The sequence below is a fragment of the Streptomyces sp. NPDC050842 genome, assembly GCF_044456565.1.
Lineage (GTDB): Bacteria > Actinomycetota > Actinomycetes > Streptomycetales > Streptomycetaceae > Streptomyces.
The window spans coordinates 386,689-407,028 of the sequence record NZ_JBITGA010000006.1; the positions used below are offsets into that span (position 1 = coordinate 386,689).

Sequence of the window (20,340 nt, forward strand, 5' to 3'; positions counted from 1 at the left end):
TCAGTCCCACTGCTCGTCCGCGAGGGAGGTGACCGGCTGCGGCTTGCCGATGACGGCCAGGGCGATGAAGAAGTTGATCTGGCCGATCGCGATGGTGAGAGTCGCCAGCGCCTTCTCGTCGTAGTGCTTCGCCACCTCGGCGTACAGCTCGTCGGAGACGCGCTCCTTGCCGTGCGGGGCGGGCTGGAGGGTGGCCTCGACGAGGGCGAGGGCGGCGCGCTCGGCGTCGGTGAAGTAGGGGGCGTCCTGCCAGGAGGCGACGGCGGTGATGCGCTCCTCGGACTCCTTGGCCTTGCGCAGGAAGCCGGTGTTCAGGATGGTCAGGTAGGTGTTGCGGACGATCTGCCCGGCGCGCAGGTGGACAAGGTTCATCGTGGTGCGCGGCACCGACTGGTTGCCCGTGGCCCGGAAGAGGGCGGCGCTGATGTCGTTCAGCTCGGGCACGAACTCGGCGGGGTTCGACATCCGGGAGATGGAGGGGTTCGCCATGGCTGTCGTTCTCCTTGGTGTCTGTCTGTCTGAACTGACTGTCCGGTCGGTGTCTTCACAGCACTGACGGACAGCCGCACGACGATGTGACAGGAATCCGAAGAGAAGTTCCGCCAGGGGCTAGGCGAGGGCGCGGCGGGGGCGCGGGGCCAGTTCGCCGCCGCAGTTCGGGCAGACGTCGCCCATGGCGTCGGCGCACGGCACGCAGAAGCTGCACTCGTACGTACAGATCCTGGCGGGCCCGTCCACGGTCAGGGTCGCCGTCTCACAGCGCTCGCAGCGGTCTCGCATCTCCAGGGCCATGTTCGGCTCCCCTCCTCGTACGTCGGATGACACCCCTCATCCTCCGAGGCGCCCCCGCACCCCCGAAACAGTCCGGAAGCCAAAGATCAAAGGGATCGGGCCGCCACCCACCGCGCGCGGCTCAATGCTGCGCCCACCATGTTCCCGCTGCCCCGCCGACCGTGGTGACCAGGGCGACGAGCCATCCGGGGATGCGCTGGACTGTCACATGCAGTCCCCCGACGCGGAGTTCGAATCGAGCGGGCGGGTTGGCCTGGTCTTTGGTGTAGGACACGTTTCCTCCTGTAGGTCTCCCGCTACCTGACACCTGCCGCCGGGGGGCACACCATATGGTGAGCCCTGGCGGACCCTGGCGAATCGTCGCGCTCTCCTGGCGAACCCGACCGACCCATTGACACACCCCACTCGCCAGGGCGGTACCCACGCCCGGCCGCCCCCGCCCCCGGGACGGCGACGCTCCACCCATCACAGGTTGAGGGAGGAGGGAGCGGCGCCATGGCCACGAAGGCTGCGGTCGACACCAGCAGGGGTGTGCGGGGCCTTGCGGCGACCGCCCCGTGCCCGGCGCCCGGAGAGCTTGAGCGGGAGATGTGGTCCCTGGAACGCAGAACGCCCCGTGTGGCCAACCGCTCTGCGGGCCCGCCGCCTCAGTGCCGGACCAGGCAGAACGGGTGCCCGGCGGGGTCGGCGTACACGCGCCAGCTTCGCTTGCCGTCGCCCTCGTCCAGGAGGGTCGCGCCGTGGGCGAGGACGTACTCCTGGGCCGCGTCCAGGTCCGGGACGCCGAAGTCGAGGTGGGACTGCTGGGGGCGCTCGGGATCCGGCCACGTCGGCGGGCGGTGGTCGGCGACGCCCTGGAAGCAGAGGACGAGCCCGCCGGGGGCGTGCAGCGTGGACCAGGCGTCGTCGAGGGACCAGCGGGGATCCGGCCGGTCGACCTCCCCGCCGAGGACCGAGCGGTAGAACTCCGCGAGCGCGCGGGGCGCGGGACAGTCGATGACGAGGCACTGCAGGTCGGCGATCACGCGCGGATTCTAGAGGGGCGGCCCCAGCCCTAGCCCCGGCCCTAGCCCGCGCCCTAGCCCCGGCCCTAGCCCGCGCCCTAGCCCCGGCCCTAGCCCGCGCCCTAGCCCCGGCCCTAGCCCGGGCCCTAGCCCGCGCCCTAGCCCGCGCCCTGACCCGCGCCCTGGTCCACGAGCTTGGCCGCGCGCTTGGACGCGCGGACCTGGGTGCGGACCGCGCCCATGCTCGCCGCGATGACGAGGGCGATGGCGAGGGCGTCGGTGACGGACAGGGCCTGGCTGAGGATGAGGAAACCGGCCGCGGCGGCGATGGCCGGTTCCAGGCTCATCAGGATCGCGAAGGTGGGCGCGGGCAGACGGCGCAGGGCGAGGAGTTCGAGGGTGTACGGGAGGACGGACGACATCAGTGCGACCCCCAGGCCGAGCAGGATCGTCGACGGTACGAGGAGCTTGTCGCCCGCCTCCGCGATGCCCAGCGGCAGGCTGAGGACGGCGCCGAAGGCCATGGCGAGCGCGAGCCCGTCGGCCTGCGGGAAGCGGCGGCCGGTGCGGGCGCTGAAGACGATGTACGCGGCCCACATCGCGCCCGCGGCGAGCGCGAAGGCCGCGCCGACGGGGTCGAGGCGGTCGAAGCCGCCGCCGCTGAGCAGGACGCAGCCGCCGAGGGCGAGTCCGGCCCAGAGCAGGTTGCTCAGCCGGCGCGAGGCGACCACCGAGAGGATCAGCGGGCCGAGGACCTCCAGGGTCACGGCGGCGCCGAGCGGGATCCGGTCGGCGGCCTGGTAGAAGAGGATGTTCATCCCGGTCATGGCCGTACCGAAGGCCACGATGGTGCCCCAGTCGGCGCGGCTGTAGCCGCGGACCGTGGGCCGGCAGATCGCCAGCAGGACGACGGCGGCGAGCACGAGCCGGAGGGTGACGACACCGAGGGCCCCGGCGCGGGGCATCAGGAGGACGGCGACGGCGGAGCCGAACTGCACGGAGAGTCCGCCCGCGACGACGAGCGCGACGGGCCCGAGGTGACGGCCCGCCTTCCCGGGCGCCGCCTTCCCCGGTACGGGAACCCGTGCGGGAACTCCCTGGGTTTCGACGGCCACGGCGACCGGCGGCACATCCCTGACCGGACTGTTCACCGGACTGTTCACCGGGCCACTCCTCCACTCCACATCTCACCAATGGTTCACTGCACTGTACTGCAAGTACAACACAATGAACGCAACGTCTCCTCCCCCACGATCCCCCTCTCACGCTACGAGCACCCGCGCGGCACCGGAAATGCCGATTGCGCTGCGGTTATGCTCCGAAGACATGAGCATCGAGCTACGCCACCTCCGCTGCTTCCTCGCCATCGCCGAGGAATCCAGCCTGACCAGGGCGGCCGCCCGGCTCCACCTCACCCAGCCGGCCGTCTCCCGCACGCTCGCCGCGCTCGAACAGCACCTCGGCGCCCGGCTCGTCGACCGCTCCACCCACCACCTCGCCCTCACCGCCGAGGGCCACGCCTTCCGGGACAGGGCGGCCGCGGCCCTCGCCGCCTTCGACGCCGCCGTCGACCCGGCCAGGCTCCGCCACCGCCCCCTGCGCCTCGGGCACGCCTGGTCGGCCTTCGGCCCGTACACCACCCCGCTGCTCCGGCGCTGGCAGCGCCTGCACCCCGAGACCCCGCTCGAACTGCTCCGCATCGACGACCGCACGGCCGGGCTCGCGCGCGGCGACGTGGACGCGGCGCTGCTCAGGGGCCCGGTCGACGCGCCCGGCCTGGTCACCGAGGAGCTCGCCACGGAGGACCGGGTCGCCGCGCTGCCCGCCGACAGCCCGCTCGCCGACCGGAGCGACCTCACGCTCGGGGACCTGGCCGCAGAGACGATCGTCCTCAACACCGTCTCCGGTACGACCACGCTCGCGCTCTGGCCGGCCGGGGCCCGCCCGGCGGCCACCCTGACCGTCGCGAACACCGACGACTGGCTCACCGCGATCGCCGCGGGCCGGGGCACCGGCGTCTCGTCCGGCTCCACGGCCGCGCTCCACCCGCACCCGGGCGTCGCCTACCGCCCACTGTCCGACGCGCCGCCGCTGCCGGTGGTCCTGGCCTGGCGGGACGCCTTCCCACACCCCGCGACGCGCGCGCTGGTCGCGATGGCGCGGGACATCGTCAGCGGGGACTGACGGAGGGGGCGGGCCCCTCAACTCCTCCCGCCCCGCCGGAGGATCCCGTACGTGAATCCTCCCCCTCCTAATGGAGGGGGATTCCTGGCTCACGTCGGCTGTGGACCGGCGGTCCGCCAGCTCTTACACGATCAGCACCAGCCGGGTTGAGACCAGCCCGGACGAGCATTACGCGGGCGGAGTTCTTGCCCCTGGGGGACACGGCTCCACATGCGGTGCAGGCGTAGGTTCGCTCTGGTCGGGCAGTGTCGGGGGTTGTGTGAGCACCCTCGGGCAGGCGGGTGGGGGCTTGACTAGTGGCCGGGACGGGTGGCGCCCCGAACCGACCGGAGAGCACCACCGGCCCCGGCCGCTAGCCGAGCCCCCACCCACCGGCCCGAGGCCGCTCACGCGCCCCGCCCGATGCCCGGGCCCCCCGCGTGGCCACGCCCCCGGCCGCCCTCCGAGTGTGAAAAGGCGACCTCCGCCGCCGGGTCAAGGGTGGCCGCAGGCCATCGGCGGAGCCGACTTGCCCTTGACGCGGCGGTGGAGGCCGCCACACTCGGAAAGAGGGCGGCCGCACCAGAAGCTCGCGGTGCCGGGCATCCCCAGCACCTAAGAAACCCCGGGTCAGCGGTATTCGCAGAGGTACGCGGTGGCAACCGCGACCTTCAGCTGGAACGTGCTGTTGCCCGGGACCTCGAAGCGCGTGCCCGCATCGAAGGTCTCCCAGCCATCCGCGTCCGGCAGCTTCACCGTCAGGGCGCCGCTGACCACGTGCATCGTCTCCGGAGCGGCCGTGCCGAACTCGTACTCACCGGGAGCCATGACGCCGACGGTCGCCGGGCCCTGCTCCTGCTCGAACGCGATCGACTTGACCGTACCGTCGAAGTATTCGTTGACCTTGAACATGACCATCCTCCGGAGGACCTCGTCGCGCGCCGCTACTGGCGAGGCGAGTGTACGAGCCACCCTTCCAGGCCCTCCGCCCCCGCTCCGGTCAGAAGACGCGGTTGTACGCGCCCCAGCCCGCGCCGACCCGCACGCGGGTCTTGAAGCGCGGCCCGGTGAAGCTGCCCGTGCCCTTCAAGATGCGGACCCTCCCGGTCCGGACCCCGACCCGGACCCCGCCCCCGACCCCGCTCCGACCCCCGGTCCGTCTTCCAGGCCCTCCGCCAGGACTTCCGCCAGGTGTCGGGCCCGGTGGTCCGACAGGTCGGCGATCTGCGTCCTGCACGAGAAGCCGTCCGCCAGGACCGTTGTTCCTTGGGGGGTCGCTCGGAGTGCCGGGAGGAGTCGGTCCTCGGCGCAGGCGACCGAGACGGCGTAGTGGTCCGGTTCGAAGCCGAAGTTGCCCGCCAGGCCGCAGCAGCCGCCCGCCGGCTCGCCCGTGAGGCCCGCGCGGGCGCGGAGGCGGCGGTCGGCGGTGTCGCCCAGGACCGCGTGCTGGTGGCAGTGGGTCTGGCCGGTGACCGGGCGGTCGAGGCGGGGCGGGGTCCAGTCCGGGGCCAGGGTCTCCAGGGCCTCGGCGAAGGTCAGGACGGAGGCCGCGAGGCGGGCCGCCCGGGGGTCGTCCGGCAGGAGTTCGGGCAGGTCCGTGCGGAGAGTCGCCGCGCAGGAGGGTTCGAGGACGACCACGGGTCCCGGGGCGGCGGAGACGTCCAGGACGTCCAGCGTCCGGCGCATCACCTTCCGCGCCGCGCCCAGCCGGCCCGTCGACACGTACGTCAGGCCGCAGCAGACCCGCCCCGACGGCAGCGACATCCCAAGGCCCGCGTCCTCCAGGACGCGCACCGCCGCGCGGCCCACCTCCGGGGCCAGGTGGTTCGTGAAGGTGTCCGGCCAGACGGTCAGGGTCGGCGGGCGGCGCGAGCCGCGTTCGCCGAACCAGGAGACGAACGTCCGGTCCGCCACCTTCGGCATCGGCCTCTCCGGCGTCACCCCCGCCAGGCGCGGCGCCAGCGGCAGCCTCGTCGCCAGGTTCACGCCCCGGCCGAAGAGCGCCAGCCAGCGGGGCAGGCCGCCCATCGTCCAGTGCGAGCGCGGCCGGCGCCACGCCCGCCGGCCCGCGTAGTGGCGGTCGAGGAACTCCGCCTTGTACGCGGCCATGTCGACGCCCACCGGGCAGTCGCTGCGGCACCCCTTGCAGGACAGGCACAGGTCCAGCGCCTCCCGGACCTCCTCCGAGCGCCAGCCGTCCGTGATCACCTCGCCGAGCGCCATCTCGTGCAGCAGCCGCGCCCTACCCCGCGTGGAGTGCTTCTCCTCTCCGGTCGCCCGGTAGGACGGGCACATGACCGAGGAGCCCGAACTCGGGCCTTCCGTGCGGCATTTGGCTACGCCTACGCATCGGGCCGCCTCCCGGCCCACGCCCACCAGCGGCAGCCCCTCGAAACGCAGGCCGGAGTCGAGTGGCTTCGGGCGGACCAGCATCCCCGGGTTCAGGCCCCCGTCCGGGTCCCACACGTCCTTCACCGCGCCGAAGAGTGCGACGAGCTCCTCCCCGTACATCCTCGGCAGCAGCTCCGCCCGCGCCTGCCCGTCTCCGTGCTCCCCGGAGAGCGAGCCGCCGTGGGCGACCACGAGGTCCGCGACCGCCTCCGAGAAGCGGCGGAAGTCCCGTACCCCCTGCGCCGTCCACAGGTCGAAGTCGATCCGGACGTGCACGCAACCGTCCCCGAAGTGCCCGTACGGGATCCCCCGGAGGCCGAAGTCCGCCAGCAGCGCACGGAATTCCCGCAGGTACGCGCCCAGCCGGGCCGGCGGCACCGCGCAGTCCTCCCAGCCCGGCCACGCCTCCCCGCCCTCCGGCGTCCGCGTCGCCGTCCCCGCCGCGTCCTCGCGGATCCGCCACAGCGCCCGCTGCCCGGCCGGATCCCGGACCAGGGTCGAGTCGAGCGCGTCCGCCGCCCGGACCAGCCCCCGCGCCGGGCCCTCCCCGTCCATCTCCACGAACAGCCACGCCCCGCCCCGGGGCAGTCCGCCCGCGCCTCGTACGAGGTCGGCGGCCATGCCCTCCACCGTCAGCGGGCTGTAGGGAAGGAGTCCCGCCGCCGCCTCCGCCGCCGCGCTCTCGTCGGCGTACCCGAGGACGACGAGCACCGGCTCGGCCGGCAGCGGGACGAGCCGTACCGCCGCCTCCGTCACCACCCCGAGCGTCCCCTCGCTCCCGCAGAACGACCGGACCACGTCCACGCCCCGCTCCGGCAGCAGCGCGTCGAGCGCGTAGCCGGAGATCCGGCGCGGGAGGCCCGCCGGGTAGCCGGTCCGCAGGAGGGCCAGGTGGCGGTCGACGAGGTCGACGAGTCCGGGGGGCGCGCCTTGTCCGTTCCGGCCGAGCGTCAACCGTCCGCCCCCGTACGTCACCACATCCAGCGAGCGCACGTTGTCCGCCGTGGTCCCCCAGGCGACCGAGTGCGCCCCGCACGCGTTGTTGCCGATCATGCCGCCGAGCGTGCAGCGGCTGTGCGTCGACGGGTCGGGGCCGAAGGTCAGCCCGTACGGCCTCGCCGCCGCCCGCAGCCGGTCGAGGACGAGCCCCGGCCCGACGACGGCCGTCCGCTCCTCCGGGTCCAGGGAGACGAGACCCGCCATGTGTCGTGTGAGGTCGAGCACCACGCCCGTGCCGGTGGCCTGGCCGCCGATGGACGTGCCGCCGCCGCGCGCGACGACCGGTGTCGCCCCGTGCGCCCGGCACACCTCCAGGACGGCGGCCACGTCGGCCGCGTCGCGCGGCGCGACCGTACCGACCGGCACACGGCGGTAGTTGGAGGCGTCCATCGTCGTCAGGGCCCTCGCCGTGACGGAGAAGTCGACGTCTCCGGCGACGGCGGCGCGCAGGTCCGCGGCGAGGGCGGACGCGTCTACATCGTGTGTTCCCACAACGCCAGGATGTCTCAGTTCTCGTCTCATCCGGCGGACATCCCGCGACCGGCGCCTTCCCGAACCGATACTCTCCGCCTCGTGGCTGAGATCCAGATTCCCGCTGACATCAAGCCCGCCGACGGCCGTTTCGGCGCGGGCCCCTCCAAGGTGCGTACGGAGGCGCTGGACGCCCTGGCCGCGACCGGCACCTCTCTCCTCGGCACGTCCCACCGCCAGGCTCCGGTCAAGAACCTGGTCGGCGAAGTGCGTGCCGGCGTCTCCGACCTCTTCTCGCTGCCCGAGGGCTACGAGGTGATCCTGGGCAACGGCGGCTCCACCGCCTTCTGGGACATCGCGACCCACGGCCTGATCGAGAACAAGTCGCAGCACCTCACCTTCGGCGAGTTCTCCTCCAAGTTCGCGAAGGCCGCCAAGCTGGCTCCCTGGCTTGCCGAGCCGACCGTGATCTCCTCCGACCCGGGCACGCACCCGGAGCCGGTGGCCGAGGCGGGCGTCGACGTCTACGCGTACACGCACAACGAGACCTCCACCGGTGTCGCCGCCCCGATCAAGCGGGTCGCCGGTGCCGACGAGGGCGCGCTCGTCCTGGTCGACGCGACCTCGGGCGCGGGCGGCCTGCCCGTCGACATCACCGAGTCGGACGTCTACTACTTCGCCCCGCAGAAGTCCTTCGCCGCCGAGGGCGGCCTGTGGCTCGCGGCCTTCTCCCCGGCCGCCCTGGAGCGCGCGAAGAAGATCCACGAGTCCGGTCGGCACATCCCCGAGTTCTTCTCGCTGCCCACGGCGATCGACAACTCGCTGAAGAACCAGACGTACAACACCCCGGCGCTCTCGACCCTCTTCCTGCTCAACGAGCAGCTGAAGTGGATCAACGGCCAGGGTGGCCTCGACTGGGCCGTGGCCCGGACGAAGGAGTCCTCGGACGCGCTGTACGGCTGGGCCGAGGAGTCCAAGTACGCGTCGCCGTTCGTGACGGACGCGGCGAAGCGCTCGCAGGTCATCGGCACGATCGACTTCGCGGACGACGTCGACGCGGCGGCGGTCGCGAAGGTGCTGCGCGCCAACGGGATCGTGGACACCGAGCCGTACCGCAAGCTGGGCCGCAACCAGCTGCGGGTCGCGATGTTCCCGGCGATCGACCCGGCGGACGTGCGGGCGCTCACGGCCTGCATCGACTACGTGATCGACAAGCTCTGATCCGTCCGTACGGAGGGCCCGGTATCGGACATCGTCCGTGCCGGGCCCTTCGGCGTGGTTCCCCGTGGCTCACCCCATCTGCGCCTTCACATGATCGATCACCGCGGTGAACTGGTCGGTCGGCGAGAACTCCACGACGTCGACGTCCTCAAGGGCCTCGGGGGCGTGGCCGGGGCCCCAGTAGTAGGCCTGCCCGGCCTCGTAGATCTCCTCGCCCGAGGCGGTCCGCATCCTGATGCGGCCCTTGAAGAGGTACCCCCAGTGGGGACACTGGCACAGATCGCCTTCGAGGCCCTTGAGCGCCGGTCCCATGTCCGTGCCCGCGGGAAGGTGGATGAACGCGGCGCTCATGCCGCCCCCGGCCTCCGTCACGCGCAGCTCGACACCACCGCCCTCCAGGGCGACGGGGGTGGTCTCTCGGGTGGTTGCCGTCATGATTCCTCCACGGCCGCTCCGGTCCCGGTCTCCGGTTCTCCGGTCTCCTTCCAGTCTCGCGCGCCCGGGTCAGCGGCGCAGCAGACGCTTGATGCCGAGGACGAGGACGGTGGCGCCGGCGAGGACCAGGAAGCCCACGGTCGCGCTGCCCTGGCCGCCGCCCTGGGTGTCGCCGGTGGCGGGGGTGGCCGAGGCCTCGGGGCTCCCCGGTGTCTTCGGGGCCTCCGTGGCCGGCACGTCGGCCGTGTCCCGGTCGACCCGCACCACCTTGCTGTTCACGCCCTCCGAGCCGAACATGAGCGCCGAGCCGTCCGTCGTGTACGTCACCGACTCCGCCTGCCCCTGGAAGGGGGCGCCGACGCCCGTGCCCCCGTCGCCGAGGCGCCCGTCCTTCCACGCGTGCTCCTTCGCGCTGAAGTAGCCGCGCAGCACGAGCCGTTCACCGTCCGGGGAGAAGGCGCCGTCGGTCACCCACGGCACCTCGTCGACGCGCCGGAAGGTGTTCGTCCCGGACGAGGAGAGCCGCTCGGGGCCCGCGTACAGGCCGCCGCCGGCCTGGTTCTTGCTCGCGATGTACACCCGGCCGGTCTTCGGATGGACCATCAGGGCCTCGGCGTTGCGCGGCCCGTCGGCGTACTTCACGACGTACTGCTTCGCCGCGACCTTCTGGTCCTTGAGCGTCTTCGGCTCGGGGAAGCGGTAGATCCAGACGTGGTCCCAGGAGCCGTCGAGGTTGTCGCCGATGTCGCCGACGTAGATGTCGCCGTCCGGGCCGACGGCGATCGCCTCCATGTCCCGGGGCGTGCCGACGCCCTCCATCGTCAGGGTCGCGACGGTCTCTCCCGTGCGGGAGTCGATGCCGTAGATCAGGGGCGCGTCCTGGTCGTTGTGCGTCCAGTAGATCCCGGGGTGGGCGCGGCTCGCCGCGAGACCGCTGGACTCGGTGATCCGGGGGTCCGAGATCGTGAAGTCCCGGTCGGGGTCCTGCCCTTCGGCACGGGCATGACCGGCGGGGAGCAGCGCCAGGGCCGCCGCCGCGCCGAGGACGCACAGAGCAGTTCGCATGCCCTCAAGCCTGCCACGGACCCGGGGAAACCCGCTTGACCAGCGAGGGAGCCGCTGTCATGGTCGCCCGCATGCCCACTTTCACCGCGCCCGACGGCACGGCTCTCACGTACCACGTCTCCGGCTCCTTCCCGGGTTCCGGATCCCCGCTGCTGTGCCTGCCCGGCGGCCCCATGCAGGACTCCGCCTATCTCGGTGACCTGGGCGGCCTCACCGCCTTCCGTACGGTGATCCGGCTCGATCTGCGGGGCACGGGCGCGTCGGCGGTGCCGGACGACCCGTCGTCGTACCGCTGCGACCGGCTCGTCGAGGACGTCGAGGCGCTGCGGATCGGGCTCGGGCTCGACACCGTCGACCTCCTCGGGCACTCGGCGGGCGCCAACCTGGCCGCGCTGTACACGGCCGCGCACCCGGAGCGGGTGGCCCGGCTGGTCCTGGTGACCCCGGGCACGGCGGCGGTCGCGCTCGACACGAGCGGCGAGGAGCGGCTCGCGGCGGCGCGGCTGCGGAGCGCGGAGCCGTGGTTCGGTCCGGCGTACGCGGCCCTGGAGGAGCTCGCGGCGGGACGCGGGTCGGCCGAGGCCTTCCAGGCGATCGCGCCCTTCTTCCACGGGACGTGGGACGACGCGGCGCGCGAGCGGCACGCGGAGAGCGACCGGCAGCGGAACGGCGAGGCCGCGGGGGTCTACGGGAGCGAGGGCGCCTTCCAACCGGCGGCCACGCGCGCCGCGTTCGCGGAGTTCGGGCGTCCGGTGCTCGTCGTCGCCGGGGAGGGCGACGCGAACACGCCGGTGCCGACGGCCACCGCGTACGCGGAGCTGTTCCCGAAGGCCACGCTCGCGGTCCTGGCCGGGGGCGGGCACTTCCCGTGGCACGACGACGAGCGGTGGTTCACGGAGACGGTCGACACCTTCCTGGGATGACCCCTGTCCGTGTCTGGGATCACGTCGCCGCCCCGGGGAGCGGTCCGCAATGATGTGACCATGCGTTTTCTGTTCGTCGGCGACAGCATGACCATCGGACGCGTCGGCGACTGGACCTGGCGCCACCGGATGTGGCAGCACCTGGAGTCGACGCTCCCGGGCGGGTACGAGATCGTCGGCCCGCGCACCGGGCTGTACGACCCGACGGCGGCCGACGACCCCGACGGTGTCGACGCCTACGCCGACCCCGCCTTCCCCGCCCCCGCCCGGCGCCATCTGGCCGGCTGGGGCGAGGGCTGGCTGCACATGGCGCCCGTGATCGGCCAGACGGTCACGGCCACGGGGGCGGACGTCCTGCTGATCTCCCTCGGCCTGATCGACCTCGGCTTCTACACGAACAGCGACCAGACCGAGGAGAACGTCCGCGCGTTCGTCGCGGCGGCCCGCGCCGCGAACCCGCGGGTGCGGGCCGTCCTGCTGCCGGTCATCCCGAACGTCCGCGCCGAGTACGACGCCCCCTTCGCCGCCGAGTGCGACCGCTTCAACGAGCTCCTCGCGAAGGCGGTCGCCGACCTGGACACGGCGGCCTCACCACTGCTCCTGGCGGCGATCCCGGAGTCGTACGACATCCACGCGGACACCTACGACGGCACCCACCCGGGGGTGACCGGCGAACACAAGCTGGCCGCGGCGTTCGCCACGGCGATGCACCAGGCCTGGGGCCTGGGCGGTCCCTACTCCCCTTGAGGTCATCATGGAAATCCAGCGCACCGGTGCCGCGCTGAGCGTCGGCCACCACGACGCCGAGCTCGACGCGCGCCTGTCCAGCGGCCTCGACGAGATCAACTTCCCCGCCACCGGGACCACCGCCGCCGATCAGGGCACGCTGTCGGTGAAGGCCGTCGACGAGGCCGGCGAGCTCATCGGGGGCCTGTCCGCCTGGACGTGGGGCGGGCTGCTGGGCATCGAGATGCTCTGGGTCCGCGCGGAGAGCCGCCGGGACGGCTGGGGCGCCCGGCTCCTCCTCGCCGCGGAGGAGGAGGCACGGCGGCGCGGCTGCGACCGCGCGTCCGTGTCGTCGTTCAGCTTCCAGGCGCCGGAGTTCTACCGGCGCCAGGGGTACGTCGAGACCGGCAGGACCCTGGGGATCCCCGGCGGCGCCGAGGACGTCCACTTCTCCAAGGAGCTGAGCTGACGGGCGGGCAGGCGGGTCACGCTGCGCGGGTGAGGCGGTTCGCGAACGTCGACACCGTGTACGTACCGATGCCGAGGACGACCTCCAGGGCGTTCCGGCGGGTGTAGCCGTGGGACGTGAAGGCCGCGAGCTCCTCGTCGCTGACGGCGCCCGAGGAGGCGAGCACCTGGAGGGTGAAGAGGCGGACGGCGGCGAGGCGTTCGGGTGCGGGGGCGGTCTCCGGGTCGAGGGAGGCCATCTTGGCCTCGTGCATGTCGACGCACAGGTGGCACTGGTTGCGGGCGGCGACGGTCAGGATCACGGTCTCGCGGGAGTGCGGGTCGAGCGTCGTGGACTCGAAGATCTCGCTGAGCTTGAGGAAGCCGTTCAGGGTCTCCGGCGACTCCTTGAGGAGGGCGACGGCGCCGGCGGTACGGGCGGAAAGGTCTGCGGGCAAGGCTTCTCCTGGCGGATCGGATAGAATGGACAACATGGTTGACCATGTCGATGGAGAGAACGTAAACCAGGTTGTCGATCAGGGCAAGGGGGAATCGGGGAAATCCACGGCTGCACCCGGCCCGGGTTACGAGCTGCCCCTGCTCCTCTTCGGCGGCTTCCGCACGCTCATCGACCGGCTCCACGCCCGTCTCGCCACCGAAGGTCACCCCGACCTCCGCCCCGCCCACGGCTTCGCCATGCAGGCCATCGGCGCCGGGGGCGCCCCCGGGGGCGCCACCGCCAGCGACATCGGGCGGCGCCTCGGCGTGTCCAAGCAGGCCGCCGGCAAGACCGTCGACCGGCTCCTCACCCTCGGTTACGCGGAACGCGCCGACGACCCCGCCGACGCGCGCCGCAAACTCGTCCGCCTCACCCCGCGCGGCCGCGACGCCCTCGCCCGCTCCGCCGCGATCTTCGACGAACTGCGGGCGGAGTGGGTCGCGGCCCTCGGCGCGGACCGCGTCCGCGACGTCGAGACGGCCCTGCGGAACGTCGTCCCCGCGGAGACGGCGTTCCGCCTGGACGCCACGAGCTGGCTCGGCGCCCCTTAGGACCGGGGCATCACCAGGCGAAGGCCTCCGGCGAAGGACCCGGGCCAGGGAAGATCTCGTCCAGCGCGGACAGGACCTCCTCGCTCAGCTCCACCTCCAGAGCGCGCAGCGCGCTCGTCAGCTGCTCCGGTGTGCGCGGGCCGACGATCGGGCCCGTCACGCCCGGGCGGGTGAGCAGCCACGCGAGGGCCGTCTCGCCCGGCTCCAGGCCGTGCTTGTCGAGCAGGTCCTCGTAGGCCTGGAGGCGCGCCCGGGACGCCGGGTCGGCGAGCGTCGCCGCCGCGCGGCCCTCCGAGCGGCGCTTGCCCTGCGCCTCCTTCTTCAGGACCCCGCCGAGCAGGCCGCCGTGGAGCGGCGACCACGGGATGACCCCGAGCCCGTACTCCTGCGCGGCCGGGATCACCTCCATCTCGGCGCGCCGCTCGAAGAGGTTGTAGAGGCACTGCTCGCTGACGAGGCCGACCGAGCCGCGCCGGGCGGCGGTCTCGTTGGCCTGGGCGATCTTGTAGCCGGGGAAGTTCGAGGAGCCCGCGTACAGCACCTTGCCCTGCTGGATCAGGACGTCGACGGCCTGCCAGATCTCCTCGAAGGGGGTCGCGCGGTCGATGTGGTGGAACTGGTAGACGTCGATGTAGTCCGTGCCGAGCCGCTTGAGGCTGGCCTCCACCGCGCGGCGGATGTTGAGCGCCGAGAGCTTGTCGTGGTTGGGCCAGGCGTCGCCCTCGGCCGCCATGTTCGCGTACACCTTGGTGGCGAGCACGGTCTTGTCGCGGCGGCCGTCGCCCTGGGCGAACCAGGAGCCGATGATCGACTCCGTCCGCCCCTTGTTCTCGGCCCAGCCGTAGGCGTTGGCGGTGTCGAAGAAGTTGAGACCCGCGTCCAGCGCGGAGTCCATGATGGCGTGACTGGTGGCTTCGTCCGTCTGCGGACCGAAGTTCATCGTGCCGAGGACGAGTCGGCTTACCTTGAGTCCGGTGCGTCCGAGCTGCGTGTACTCCATGAGGGTCAAGCCAACTGCTTCGAGTCCGCTCGAAGCAAGGGGATTCCCAGGGAGTGAAGATGCCTGCGGAGGCGCTTACTGTCCGGTCAGCGACGCCACCGCGATGATCGCGAACATCAGTACGAGCGCGCCGGCCATGATTCGATTACGGGTCTTCGGGTCCACGCATCGAGGTTAACCCGACCGCCCCTCCCGTCCCTCAAGGGGCCAGCCGTCGAGCTTCTCGTACCGGGGCTGCTCGCCCCGCACCCCGCTCACCGGCAGGTTCGAACGGACGAGCGCCAGCTCGGCCACCTGCCAGCGGTCGCCCTCGAAGGTGTGGAGCTCGTCGAGGAACGGATGGAGGTCGATCTCGTCCGTCCGCGCGCGGGCGAGCGTCAGATGGGCCTGGTAGCGGCGGTGCTCGTCCATCGCGACCCCGGCCCGGCGCGCGGCTGCGTCGGCCCGCTCGGCGAGCAGCCGCAGCTCGTCCAGGTCCCCGGCGACGCCCGTCCACAGGGCACGGCGGCCGAAGTGGCCGCCGCCGTGCAGGCGCAGCGGGAACGGCGGGGTGCGGTGCGCGGCCCGGGCGAGCCGGACCCTCAGCTCGGGCAGCAGCTCCTCGTCGACCTCGCCCATGAAGGCGAGAGTGAGGTGCCAGGCGGGCCGCGCGGTCCAGCGCAGCCCGTCGGCCCCGGGCAGCCGGTGCAGTCGGTCCGTGACGTGTCCGAGCGCGGCCAGCTGCTCCGCAGGCGGCAGGACGGCGGCGAAAAGCCTCATGGGGAGAGTCTGGCAGGCCGGGGCGCCGGGCCGGGGGCTAGCCTCTGCGGAATGAAGATCAGAAAGGGCGGGGCGGAGGACCTCCCCGCGATACTCGCCGTGCTGGACAGTGCCGTGGTGTGGCTCAACGGCAAGGGGATCACGGCCCAGTGGGGCACGGAGTCGTTCTCGGCCCGCCCCGCGGCGGTGCGGCAGGTCGAGGACACGATGGCCGAGGGCGACCCGTGGATCGCCGAGATCGACGGCGTACCGGCGGGCACGATGACGCTGACGCCGCACCCGGGCAAGCACGTGCCGCCGGCGGACGAGCCCGAGGTGTACGTGCGCCTGTTGGCGACCGACGCGCGGTTCCACGGGCACGGGGTGGGGGCGGCGCTCCTGGCCCACGCGGCGGAGGAGACGCGGCGGCAGGGGGTGTCGCTGCTGCGGGTGGACTGCTTCGCGGGCAGCGAGGGGCGGCTCGTCGCGTACTACGAGGGACAGGGCTTCGCCAGGACCGACCCCTTCGCGGTGGGCGAGTGGCAGGGGCAGATCCTGGAGCGCCGGGTCTGAGACGAGGCGGGCAGGGGTGCGGGGGCGCGACCGGCGCCCCCGCACCCTTACCTGTCCCTGTACCTGTACCTGTACGCGCACGGGACGCCCACCTGTACCCGCGCCCGTGCCCGTACGCGTACCGTCAGGCGGCGGTGACCAGCCGTTCGCGCGCCACGAAACGCACCTGCGGGTGGCCGTGGCGCCAGCCCAGGGCGACCTTCAGGCCGCCGACCCTGGCCAGGATCAGACCGATGATGCCCGCCGCGGCCAGCGAGATCACGCCGCCCGTGGCGAAGCCGACGCGGGCGCCGTACGTGTCGGTCACCCAGCCGAGGAGCGGCGCCCCGATCGGGGTGCCACCGGCGAAGACCATCATGTAGAGGCTCATCACGCGGCCCCGCATGGCCGGGTCGGTCGCCATCTGGACGGCCGAGTTCGCCGTGATGTTGACCGTGAGGCCGATCATGCCGATCGGCACGAGCAGCAGCGCGAACAGCCAGAACGTCGGCGACAGCGCCGCCGCGATCTCCAGGACGCCGAAGACCGCCGCCGCGACGACCAGCATCCGCAGCCGGGTCGAGCCCCGGCGGGCCGCGGCGAGGGCGCCCACGAGGGAGCCGGCCGCCATCAGGGTGTTGAGGAAGCCGTACGTACCGGCGCCGACGTGGAAGACCTCCTCCGAGAAGGCCGTCAGCCAGATCGGGAAATTGAACCCGAAGGTGCCGATGAAGCCCACGAGGGCGATCGGCCAGATCAGCTCCGGCCGCCCGGCCACGTACCGCAGGCCCTCCCGGAGCTGGCCCTTGCCGCGCGGGGCGCGCTCCACCTTGTGGAGCTCGCTCGTGCGCATGAGCAGGAGGCTCACGAGGGGGGCGAGGAAGGACAGGCCGTTGAGGAGGAACGCCCAGCCGCTGCCGACTCCGGCGATCAGCACGCCGGCGACGGCGGGGCCGACGAGCCGCGCGGACTGGAAGTTCGCCGAGTTCAGGGAGACGGCGTTGCGGAGGTGCTCGGGGCCGACCATCTCGGCGACGTAGGCCTGCCGGGCCGGGTTGTCGACGACGGTCACCATGCCGAGGAGGAAGGCGATCAGGTAGACGTGCCAGACCTGGATGGACCCGGAGAGGGTGAGGACGGCGAGCGCGAGACCGCAGAGGCCGAGGGCGGCCTGGCTGAAGAGGAGCAGGGTGCGCTTCGGGTAGCGGTCGGCGATGACGCCGCCGTACAGCCCGAAGAGCAGCATCGGCAGGAACTGCAGGGCCGTGGTGATGCCGACGGCGGCGGCCGAGCCGGTGAGGCTCAGGACCAGCCAGTCCTGGGTGATGCGGGCCATCCACGTACCGGTGTTGGAGACGATCGCTCCGGTGAAGAACAGCCGGTAGTTGCGGATTTTGAGCGAGGAGAAGGTTTCCCCCCGCCCGCGGGTCTTGAGGGTGGGTCGGTGGACGGGTGCGGAGTCTGCTCCGGGTCCCGTACTCAAAGTGCGTTCGCCTCCTTGGCGCGTCGGTCAGAGGTGAGCGAGCTTCTCCAGGACCGGGGCGGCCGCGCGCAGCTTGGCCCATTCGTCCTCGTCCAGACCTTCGGCGAGGGTGGCCAGCCAGGCGTTCCGCTTGCGGCGGGACTCTTCGAGCATGGCCTCGGCCGTCTCGGTCTGGCGGACAACCTTCTGCCGGCGGTCGTCGGGGTGCGGCTCCAGCCGGACCAGTCCCTTGGCTTCGAGCAGCGCGACGATGCGGGTCATCGACGGCGGCTGGACGTGCTCCTTGCGGGCCAGCTCACCGGGAGTGGCCGAGCCGCAGAGCTTCAGGGTGCCGAGCACCGACATCTCGGTGGGGCTCAGCGACTCGTCGACGCGCTGGTGCTTGAGTCGTCGGCTCAGTCGCATGACGGAGGAGCGGAGCGCGTTCACGGCCGCGGCGTCGTCGGCTGTGCCGTGGGACAGGTCAGGCATGTTTGTTAGCCTAACTCATTACTCTTCCTAAATACCAACCGGAATGCGCCGACGTCGTGTGGATCACACGACCGGGGGACGGATTGAGGAGGAACCGCCACCAGAGGTCACGCTTCGGCATCCATGCATCACCCAAACGAGTGAGTCGGATCCGGAAAGTGACGCAAAGAGGCACCGGGTGCCCCGACCCTGAACGGCATGGGATCGACAGTGCTCAGCCTGCGCATCGACGGTGAGCTGCTCGACCGGCTCAGGAGTCACGCCGCGAAAAGAGGAATGAGCGTCCAGGACTATGTCGTCCGGACGCTCATTCGCGAGGATTTCGACGAGCGGTTCAAGACCGCCGTCGACGAGACGGAGAGGTTCTACGGGTCGGAGCCGGCGTCGGCGTCAGCCGCGCCCTCGCCTTCCCCCTCACCCGAGGATCACGTGAGGCCGAGCGCCGGCATCGCGTAGTAGAAGACGAAGACCGCGGACACGACGTACATGGCCGCCGGGACCTCACGGCCCCGGCCGGCCGCCAGGCGCAGCACGCTGAACGCGATGAAGCCGAAGCCGATGCCGTTCGTGATCGAGTACGTGAACGGCATCATCAGCATCGCCAGGAACGCCGGCACCGCGATGGTGTAGTCGCTCCAGTCGATGTCCTTGATCGAGCCGGCCAGGATCAGGAAGCCGACCGCGAGCAGCGCGGGCGTGGCCGCCTGCGACGGGACCATGGTCGCCAGCGGCGTCAGGAACAGCGCGACCGAGAAGAGACCGCCGGTCACGACCGAGGCGAGGCCCGTCCGCGCGCCCTCGCCGACGCCCGCCGTGGACTCCACGAAGCAGGTGGTGGCGGAGGACGAGGTCGCGCCGCCGGAGGCGACGGCCAGCCCGTCCACGAGCAGGACCTTGTTGATGCCCGGGAAGTTGCCGTCCTTGTCGATCAGCTTGGCCTCGTCGCCGACGCCGAGGATCGTGCCCATCGCGTCGAAGAAGCAGGACAGCAGCACGGTGAAGACGAAGAGCACGCCGGTCAGGAGACCGACCTTCTCGAAGCCGCCGAAGAGGCTGACCTCGCCGACCAGGCCGAAGTCGGGCGAGGCGACGGGGTTGCCCGGCCACTTCGGGGTGGTGAGGCCCCAGGAGGGGACGGTCGCGACCGCGTTGATCACCATGGCCACGATCGTCATGGCGACGATCGAGATCAGGATGGCGCCCGGCACCTTGCGGATGATCAGGGCGAGGGTCAGCAGGGTGCCCAGGATGAAGACGAGGACCGGCCAGCCCAGAAGGTGACCGCCGCTGCCGAGCTGGAGCGGGACGGTGGTGTGCGCGGCGTCGGGGATGCGGGAGACGAAGCCCGAGTCGACGAGGCCGATGAGCATGATGAAGAGGCCGATGCCGATCGCGATGCCCTTGCGCAGGCCGACCGGGACGGCGTTCATGACGCGCTCGCGCAGACCGGTCGCGACGAGCAGCATCACGACGACGCCGGCGAGGACGACCATGCCCATGGCGTCCGGCCAGGACATCTTCGGCGCGAGCTGGAGCGCGACGACCGTATTGACGCCGAGACCGGCGGCGAGGGCGATCGGCACGTTTCCGATGACACCCATGAGGAGCGTCGAGAACGCCGCCGTGAGGACGGTCGCGGTGACGAGCTGGCCGCTGTCGAGCTGGTTCCCGTACATGTCCTTGGCGCTGCCGAGGATGATCGGGTTCAGCACGATGATGTAGGCCATCGCGAAGAAGGTGGCGAAACCGCCCCGGACCTCGCGGGCGACGGTCGACCCGCGCTCGGAGATCCGGAAGTAGCGGTCGAGGCCCGAGCTCGGCCGCGGGGCCGCGGGCTCGGGAGAAGTGGCCTTGGCCGTGGCCGTGGTGCTCATGGGGGGTTCCTCTTCGGAAGACGTCCATTTGGCGGTTCATACGAGGGAAACCCGCCAGAGGCAAACCGTTTCAGTATGAACACATGAACGAGCGAGCGTCTATCTCCGCGCGTAGATACGAATTCCCGCCACCTAGACTGAGTCCCATGGCGAAGTGGACACCGAAGCACGAGGCACCCGAGCCCCTCGAAGGGCCCGTCGTCGCCACCATCACCGGCGGCACGATCCTCTGGTTCGCGCTCTTCCTCGTCCAGGTCCCCTTCTACGGCTGGTTCGACGACCGCGACCTGACCTGGTGGGTGTGGACCTGCCTGGCGGGCGGCGGGCTCGGCCTGATCGGCATCTGGTACGTGCGGGGACGCGAAGCGGCGATCAAGCGGCACGCGGCGGAGGCGCGGACGGCGGAGGCGGCGGGGAACCCCGGGGCGACCCCGGACACGACCCCGGAGACGACCCCCGGCGCGTGACCGGCGCGTGACCGACGCGTAGCACCACAGGACCATTCCCCTCCTCCCCCGGTCTGATCTTCGCCCTT

General features: G+C 71.9%; 24 protein-coding genes and 1 pseudogene. 9 read left to right on the top strand and 16 right to left on the bottom strand.

Annotated elements, in window-relative coordinates; translation table 11 throughout:
• The 5 genes from ACIBG6_RS22500 to ACIBG6_RS22520 form a co-directional block, all read right to left on the bottom strand.
• The gene (locus ACIBG6_RS22500) at window positions 1-489 is read right to left on the bottom strand and encodes a carboxymuconolactone decarboxylase family protein (protein WP_399224318.1); all 489 of its coding nucleotides are present in this window, start codon (window positions 487-489) and stop codon (window positions 1-3) included.
• 120 nt (window positions 490-609) lie between these two features.
• Entirely contained in the window at window positions 610-792 is a 183-nt protein-coding gene (locus ACIBG6_RS22505) for a DUF1272 domain-containing protein (RefSeq protein WP_399224319.1), read from the bottom strand.
• A 121-nt stretch (window positions 793-913) separates the two neighbouring features.
• Window positions 914-1,066 (bottom strand): hypothetical protein, encoded by a 153-nt coding sequence (locus ACIBG6_RS22510; RefSeq protein ID WP_399224320.1) that lies wholly within the window; start codon window positions 1,064-1,066, stop codon window positions 914-916.
• A 373-nt stretch (window positions 1,067-1,439) separates the two neighbouring features.
• Window positions 1,440-1,817, bottom strand: coding sequence for a VOC family protein (locus ACIBG6_RS22515; protein ID WP_399224321.1), 378 nt, complete (start codon window positions 1,815-1,817; stop codon window positions 1,440-1,442).
• A 137-nt stretch (window positions 1,818-1,954) separates the two neighbouring features.
• Window positions 1,955-2,911 (bottom strand): EamA family transporter, encoded by a 957-nt coding sequence (locus tag ACIBG6_RS22520; RefSeq protein WP_399224527.1) that lies wholly within the window; start codon window positions 2,909-2,911, stop codon window positions 1,955-1,957.
• Window positions 2,912-3,122: 211 nt separating this feature from the next.
• Here ACIBG6_RS22520 and ACIBG6_RS22525 point away from each other — a divergent pair, with 211 nt between their 5' ends.
• On the top strand, window positions 3,123-3,980 hold the full coding sequence (locus tag ACIBG6_RS22525; protein ID WP_399224322.1) for a LysR family transcriptional regulator: 858 nt from the start codon (window positions 3,123-3,125) through the stop codon (window positions 3,978-3,980).
• A gap of 67 nt (window positions 3,981-4,047) precedes the next feature.
• Here the strand turns inward: ACIBG6_RS22525 and ACIBG6_RS22530 are convergent.
• The 3 genes and pseudogenes from ACIBG6_RS22530 to ACIBG6_RS22540 all read right to left on the bottom strand — a co-directional run.
• Window positions 4,048-4,260: pseudogene (locus ACIBG6_RS22530) on the bottom strand (RNA-guided endonuclease TnpB family protein); the annotation flags it as partial.
• Between the two features lie 329 nt (window positions 4,261-4,589).
• Window positions 4,590-4,871: a pyrimidine/purine nucleoside phosphorylase gene (locus ACIBG6_RS22535; protein ID WP_399224323.1), complete on the bottom strand. Its 282-nt coding sequence runs from the start codon at window positions 4,869-4,871 to the stop codon at window positions 4,590-4,592.
• A gap of 174 nt (window positions 4,872-5,045) precedes the next feature.
• Window positions 5,046-7,871 carry an FAD-binding and (Fe-S)-binding domain-containing protein gene (locus tag ACIBG6_RS22540; protein ID WP_399224324.1) on the bottom strand — a complete coding sequence of 942 codons (2,826 nt, stop codon included), beginning with the start codon at window positions 7,869-7,871 and terminating at the stop codon, window positions 5,046-5,048.
• Between the two features lie 51 nt (window positions 7,872-7,922).
• Here ACIBG6_RS22540 and serC point away from each other — a divergent pair, with 51 nt between their 5' ends.
• The gene (gene serC, locus ACIBG6_RS22545; protein ID WP_399224325.1) at window positions 7,923-9,041 is read left to right on the top strand and encodes a phosphoserine transaminase; all 1,119 of its coding nucleotides are present in this window, start codon (window positions 7,923-7,925) and stop codon (window positions 9,039-9,041) included.
• 69 nt (window positions 9,042-9,110) lie between these two features.
• On the opposite strand, the gene ACIBG6_RS22550 is transcribed toward serC, so the two are convergent.
• Together ACIBG6_RS22550 and ACIBG6_RS22555 are read right to left on the bottom strand one after the other, a co-directional pair.
• On the bottom strand, window positions 9,111-9,476 hold the full coding sequence (locus ACIBG6_RS22550) for a hypothetical protein (protein WP_399224326.1): 366 nt from the start codon (window positions 9,474-9,476) through the stop codon (window positions 9,111-9,113).
• Window positions 9,477-9,545: 69 nt separating this feature from the next.
• Window positions 9,546-10,541 carry a WD40 repeat domain-containing protein gene (locus ACIBG6_RS22555; protein ID WP_399224327.1) on the bottom strand — a complete coding sequence of 332 codons (996 nt, stop codon included), beginning with the start codon at window positions 10,539-10,541 and terminating at the stop codon, window positions 9,546-9,548.
• A gap of 71 nt (window positions 10,542-10,612) precedes the next feature.
• On the opposite strand from ACIBG6_RS22555, the gene ACIBG6_RS22560 reads away from it, so the two are divergent.
• From ACIBG6_RS22560 to ACIBG6_RS22570, 3 genes are read left to right on the top strand one after another with little or no spacing between them, the layout of a single operon-like run.
• Window positions 10,613-11,464 (top strand): alpha/beta fold hydrolase, encoded by an 852-nt coding sequence (locus ACIBG6_RS22560; RefSeq protein ID WP_399224328.1) that lies wholly within the window; start codon window positions 10,613-10,615, stop codon window positions 11,462-11,464.
• Window positions 11,465-11,524: 60 nt separating this feature from the next.
• Entirely contained in the window at window positions 11,525-12,211 is a 687-nt protein-coding gene (locus ACIBG6_RS22565) for a GDSL-type esterase/lipase family protein (protein WP_399224329.1), read from the top strand.
• A gap of 7 nt (window positions 12,212-12,218) precedes the next feature.
• Window positions 12,219-12,659 carry a GNAT family N-acetyltransferase gene (locus tag ACIBG6_RS22570; protein ID WP_399224330.1) on the top strand — a complete coding sequence of 147 codons (441 nt, stop codon included), beginning with the start codon at window positions 12,219-12,221 and terminating at the stop codon, window positions 12,657-12,659.
• Between the two features lie 16 nt (window positions 12,660-12,675).
• On the opposite strand, the gene ACIBG6_RS22575 is transcribed toward ACIBG6_RS22570, so the two are convergent.
• Window positions 12,676-13,131: a carboxymuconolactone decarboxylase family protein gene (locus ACIBG6_RS22575; protein WP_399224331.1), complete on the bottom strand. Its 456-nt coding sequence runs from the start codon at window positions 13,129-13,131 to the stop codon at window positions 12,676-12,678.
• Between ACIBG6_RS22575 and ACIBG6_RS22580 the strand changes: the two genes are divergently transcribed.
• The gene (locus ACIBG6_RS22580; RefSeq protein ID WP_399224332.1) at window positions 13,130-13,687 is read left to right on the top strand and encodes a MarR family winged helix-turn-helix transcriptional regulator; all 558 of its coding nucleotides are present in this window, start codon (window positions 13,130-13,132) and stop codon (window positions 13,685-13,687) included. The genes ACIBG6_RS22575 and ACIBG6_RS22580 overlap by 2 nt on opposite strands.
• 10 nt (window positions 13,688-13,697) lie before the next feature.
• On the opposite strand, the gene ACIBG6_RS22585 is transcribed toward ACIBG6_RS22580, so the two are convergent.
• Both ACIBG6_RS22585 and thpR read right to left on the bottom strand, forming a co-directional pair.
• Window positions 13,698-14,687, bottom strand: coding sequence for an aldo/keto reductase (locus tag ACIBG6_RS22585; protein WP_399224333.1), 990 nt, complete (start codon window positions 14,685-14,687; stop codon window positions 13,698-13,700).
• Between the two features lie 174 nt (window positions 14,688-14,861).
• On the bottom strand, window positions 14,862-15,446 hold the full coding sequence (gene thpR, locus ACIBG6_RS22590; RefSeq protein WP_399224334.1) for an RNA 2',3'-cyclic phosphodiesterase: 585 nt from the start codon (window positions 15,444-15,446) through the stop codon (window positions 14,862-14,864).
• Between the two features lie 51 nt (window positions 15,447-15,497).
• Here thpR and ACIBG6_RS22595 point away from each other — a divergent pair, with 51 nt between their 5' ends.
• Entirely contained in the window at window positions 15,498-15,998 is a 501-nt protein-coding gene (locus tag ACIBG6_RS22595; protein WP_399224335.1) for a GNAT family N-acetyltransferase, read from the top strand.
• A gap of 124 nt (window positions 15,999-16,122) precedes the next feature.
• Here the strand turns inward: ACIBG6_RS22595 and ACIBG6_RS22600 are convergent, their stop codons facing one another.
• Together ACIBG6_RS22600 and ACIBG6_RS22605 are read right to left on the bottom strand one after the other, a co-directional pair.
• A complete protein-coding gene (locus ACIBG6_RS22600; RefSeq protein WP_399224336.1) occupies window positions 16,123-17,460 on the bottom strand; it encodes an MFS transporter in 1,338 nt (445 codons plus the stop codon).
• Window positions 17,461-17,487: 27 nt separating this feature from the next.
• A complete protein-coding gene (locus tag ACIBG6_RS22605; protein ID WP_024759949.1) occupies window positions 17,488-17,931 on the bottom strand; it encodes a MarR family winged helix-turn-helix transcriptional regulator in 444 nt (147 codons plus the stop codon).
• Window positions 17,932-18,129: 198 nt separating this feature from the next.
• Here ACIBG6_RS22605 and ACIBG6_RS22610 point away from each other — a divergent pair, with 198 nt between their 5' ends.
• On the top strand, window positions 18,130-18,387 hold the full coding sequence (locus ACIBG6_RS22610) for a hypothetical protein (protein WP_399224337.1): 258 nt from the start codon (window positions 18,130-18,132) through the stop codon (window positions 18,385-18,387).
• Here the strand turns inward: ACIBG6_RS22610 and ACIBG6_RS22615 are convergent.
• The gene (locus ACIBG6_RS22615) at window positions 18,357-19,805 is read right to left on the bottom strand and encodes an NCS2 family permease (RefSeq protein WP_399224338.1); all 1,449 of its coding nucleotides are present in this window, start codon (window positions 19,803-19,805) and stop codon (window positions 18,357-18,359) included. The two genes, ACIBG6_RS22610 and ACIBG6_RS22615, sit on opposite strands and share 31 nt — an antisense overlap.
• A gap of 146 nt (window positions 19,806-19,951) precedes the next feature.
• Between ACIBG6_RS22615 and ACIBG6_RS22620 the strand changes: the two genes are divergently transcribed.
• Entirely contained in the window at window positions 19,952-20,272 is a 321-nt protein-coding gene (locus tag ACIBG6_RS22620; RefSeq protein ID WP_399224339.1) for a DUF2530 domain-containing protein, read from the top strand.
• Window positions 20,273-20,340: the final 68 nt, after the last annotated feature.

Excerpts from the sequence above, each read along its gene's own strand:
- ACIBG6_RS22500 (WP_399224318.1), bottom strand. The coding sequence starts at position 489 with ATGGCGAACCCCTCCATCTCCCGGATGTCGAACCCCGCCGAGTTCGTG.
- ACIBG6_RS22505 (WP_399224319.1), bottom strand. The coding sequence starts at position 792 with ATGGCCCTGGAGATGCGAGACCGCTGCGAGCGCTGTGAGACGGCGACC.
- ACIBG6_RS22525 (WP_399224322.1), top strand. The coding sequence starts at position 3,123 with ATGAGCATCGAGCTACGCCACCTCCGCTGCTTCCTCGCCATCGCCGAG.
- ACIBG6_RS22535 (WP_399224323.1), bottom strand. The coding sequence starts at position 4,871 with ATGTTCAAGGTCAACGAATACTTCGACGGTACGGTCAAGTCGATCGCG.
- ACIBG6_RS22540 (WP_399224324.1), bottom strand. The coding sequence starts at position 7,871 with ATGAGACGAGAACTGAGACATCCTGGCGTTGTGGGAACACACGATGTA.
- ACIBG6_RS22550 (WP_399224326.1), bottom strand. The coding sequence starts at position 9,476 with ATGACGGCAACCACCCGAGAGACCACCCCCGTCGCCCTGGAGGGCGGT.
- ACIBG6_RS22555 (WP_399224327.1), bottom strand. The coding sequence starts at position 10,541 with ATGCGAACTGCTCTGTGCGTCCTCGGCGCGGCGGCGGCCCTGGCGCTG.
- ACIBG6_RS22560 (WP_399224328.1), top strand. The coding sequence starts at position 10,613 with ATGCCCACTTTCACCGCGCCCGACGGCACGGCTCTCACGTACCACGTC.
- ACIBG6_RS22565 (WP_399224329.1), top strand. The coding sequence starts at position 11,525 with ATGCGTTTTCTGTTCGTCGGCGACAGCATGACCATCGGACGCGTCGGC.
- ACIBG6_RS22570 (WP_399224330.1), top strand. The coding sequence starts at position 12,219 with ATGGAAATCCAGCGCACCGGTGCCGCGCTGAGCGTCGGCCACCACGAC.
- ACIBG6_RS22580 (WP_399224332.1), top strand. The coding sequence starts at position 13,130 with ATGGTTGACCATGTCGATGGAGAGAACGTAAACCAGGTTGTCGATCAG.
- ACIBG6_RS22575 (WP_399224331.1), bottom strand. The coding sequence starts at position 13,131 with ATGTTGTCCATTCTATCCGATCCGCCAGGAGAAGCCTTGCCCGCAGAC.
- ACIBG6_RS22585 (WP_399224333.1), bottom strand. The coding sequence starts at position 14,687 with ATGGAGTACACGCAGCTCGGACGCACCGGACTCAAGGTAAGCCGACTC.
- thpR (WP_399224334.1), bottom strand. The coding sequence starts at position 15,446 with ATGAGGCTTTTCGCCGCCGTCCTGCCGCCTGCGGAGCAGCTGGCCGCG.
- ACIBG6_RS22595 (WP_399224335.1), top strand. The coding sequence starts at position 15,498 with ATGAAGATCAGAAAGGGCGGGGCGGAGGACCTCCCCGCGATACTCGCC.
- ACIBG6_RS22605 (WP_024759949.1), bottom strand. The coding sequence starts at position 17,931 with ATGCCTGACCTGTCCCACGGCACAGCCGACGACGCCGCGGCCGTGAAC.
- ACIBG6_RS22610 (WP_399224337.1), top strand. The coding sequence starts at position 18,130 with ATGGGATCGACAGTGCTCAGCCTGCGCATCGACGGTGAGCTGCTCGAC.
- ACIBG6_RS22615 (WP_399224338.1), bottom strand. The coding sequence starts at position 19,805 with ATGAGCACCACGGCCACGGCCAAGGCCACTTCTCCCGAGCCCGCGGCC.
- ACIBG6_RS22620 (WP_399224339.1), top strand. The coding sequence starts at position 19,952 with ATGGCGAAGTGGACACCGAAGCACGAGGCACCCGAGCCCCTCGAAGGG.